We start from the raw sequence: 2636 nt of genomic DNA, 5'->3' as shown, positions 1-2636 counted from the left end.
GGACCCGGTCCGGCGCCGCGGGCGGCCGGGCGCCGGTGCGGACCGTGCGCGCCAGCTTCAGCAGCGCGGTGGCGGTGGCGGGTTCGCCGGCGGACAGGGCCGCCTCGCTGGCCAGCCGGGCGGCATCCCAGATCATGCCGATCGCGGCCAGTCGGCGTACCGCCGCGGTCACCCGGGCCTCGTCGACCTCACCGCGCAAGACCAGCACCCAGGTACGTCCGGCATCGGCGAGGATCGCGGCATGCGGATCACCGGCCTGCGCAGCCGATTTCAGCAGCCGGGCGGGCGGCACCAGCTCATCCGGGCGCTCGTGCGCGATCGCGGCCTGAATGTCGTACCAGTGGAAGACATTCGCCCAGGCAGGGGGATTTCCGGCGCGGCGCAACACTTCTCGTGCCGCCTCCACCAGCCGGGACATCCGCTCCTGTTCGCCGAGCCGGATACCGGCCAGCCACAACTCGCCGATCGGCAGCAGTGCGGGCAGGTCGGCATCCACTTCGTCGAAGGCCGGGCAGGCGGCCTCCCAGGCCCGCAGCAGCAGGCCGTGATCGCCGGTGCGGCGGGCGAGGCCGACGAGGACACCGTGCGCGAGCAGGCGATCGCGCGGCGCCAGCGTGCCGGGAGCGAGGGTGGCGGCGATCTTCGCGGCCGACTGCTCGTCACCCCCGAGCATCGCGGTCCACGCCGTCAACACCCGGATTTGCGGATCCGCGGTGTCCGCGCCCCGGAGCGCGTCGGACGCGCGGCGCGGTTCGCCCATACTCAGGCACAGCAGGGTCGCGAGTGCCACCGGCGAGCAGGGCAGCAAACCGTCCTCGATGGTGGCGGTGCGGGCGAGCTGAATCAGCGCGGCCGCGGCGGCCGTTGCGGCGCTGCGGGATTCGCCGGTGACGGTCTGGGCCAGGGCGGTGGCGTACCGGCCGGCCCGGGCGTTGGTCTCGGTCGGCGGCCATTGCGCGACCGACTCCGAGACCGCGGTGGCGGCGCCCACCTCACCGCAGAGGTAGTACACCGCCGCGGCACTCGCCCAATCCGCACCGGTGCGGGTGGTGCCGAGCCAGGTGTACAGCTGGACGGCCCGATCGATCAGGCCGCGGCGGGCCTGGATGTTCGCGCAGATACGCACGGCGGCGGCCAGCTCCGCGGCCGGTGCGTCGGGGCGGGAGAGGACGGGCTCGGCCAGGCGCAGGGCGGCCTCGTCGTCGCCGCTGTGCACGGCCGCGACGGCGCGGGGAATCGCGATCGGTTGTGGGTCGTACCCGCCGGCGACCGCGGCGTTGTAGTAGCGACTTGCTTCCGGACCGGCGTGTTGCGCCGCGGCACAAAGATATTCGGCCAAACGCTCGTCGCGGACACCGGATTCGGCCAGTTGCAGTGCGGTGTGGTCGCGCAGCAGTCCCGCGTCCAGGCGGGCGGTGAGCAGTCGGCGTTGAATGGAAACGAAACGCCGCTCGCCGACCAGGGTGCGCAACGGTTCGATCGCCGGCGCCAACAGCAGGTCGGCATCGGTGACCAGGGCGCCGGCCCGAGCCCGGTCGACGAGTCCGACGGCCGTCGTCTCGTCGGTGTCCAGCACCTCGGCCAGTTCGCTGGGATCCAGACCGGCGCCGGTGGTGGCGACGACGAGTACCTCCAGCAGCCGGGGCTCGGTGTCGTCGAGCAGGGTGCGCGCCCAGGCGGTCACGGCCTGATCGACGGCCTCGATACCGCCGTCGAGCCGGGTGGCGCAGGCCGCGGTGAGCGCGGCGACCACGCCGCCCGGTATGCCGCCGGTCCGGCGGTGGATGTGATCGGCGACCTGGCGCGGCACGGTCATGCCGAGCTCGCGGGCGAACGGGCCGATATCGGGAACGCCCAGCGGTCGCAATTCGAGCACGCGGCCGCGGCGCGAGACGGCGTCGGCGAGCGCCCGCAGGGCGGTGTCGTGTGGCTGCGGACGGGTCGCGACGATCAGCGTGCGCGAATCGGATTCCACTGCGGCGCAGAGTTTTTCCAGCTGAAACTGATCCAGCGTATGGGCATCGTCGACCACTACCGCCGCGCGGGTGTCCGGCGGTACGGTCGTCGCGCTCACATCGTCGCAGCAGCCGATGCCGCGTCGGCGCAGGCGATTTCGAACCGCGGCGAGCAATGCCGACTTCCCGGTGCCGCAGCGTCCCCGGATCAGATACACCAGCGGATCCGGGGATTCGGAGTCCAACTCGCGCAGCAGGTCCCGAGCACCGGGAAGTGCGCCGAATGCGACCGCGTCCTTGCCGACCACAGCCACCGCCTCAGTTGCCCTCGTGCGGTATTACCTTGCCCGGCACCTGCAAGACCGTGCCCAGCGTGTCACCCGTCTGATCGAGCGTATTTCCGAGCGTGTTGCCCAGGGAGCTGCCGGGCACGCTGGGAGAACTCGGCTGCGTGGGAACCGAAGGCGCGGACGGGGTTTGCACTGGAACCTGCGGCGGCGCCTGCGGAGCAGGTGAATCGGGAGCAGGTGAATTCGGTGCCGGTGCGTTCGGTGCCGGTGCGTTGGCGACCGTGCCGGGACCGGCGGCCGTCCCCGGGGCCGGGGAATCCGGTGCCGGGGAATTCGGATCGGCCGAATTGGGTCCGGCGGTGCCGGGGGCCGCAGTGCCGGGCGCGTGCTC

Annotated in this window: 1 protein-coding gene; it reads right to left on the bottom strand. The window is 72.5% G+C overall.

Features of this window, described 5'->3' with window-relative positions; genetic code table 11:
- On the bottom strand, window positions 1-2263 hold a 2263-nt coding region (locus ON37_RS24920), incomplete at its 3' end, for a hypothetical protein (protein WP_051032013.1).
- Window positions 2264-2636 lie beyond the last annotated feature (373 nt).

The sequence above is a fragment of the Nocardia veterana NBRC 100344 genome (assembly GCF_000308855.1).
Lineage (GTDB): Bacteria > Actinomycetota > Actinomycetes > Mycobacteriales > Mycobacteriaceae > Nocardia > Nocardia veterana.
This window is presented reverse-complemented; position numbering and strand designations above follow the sequence as displayed.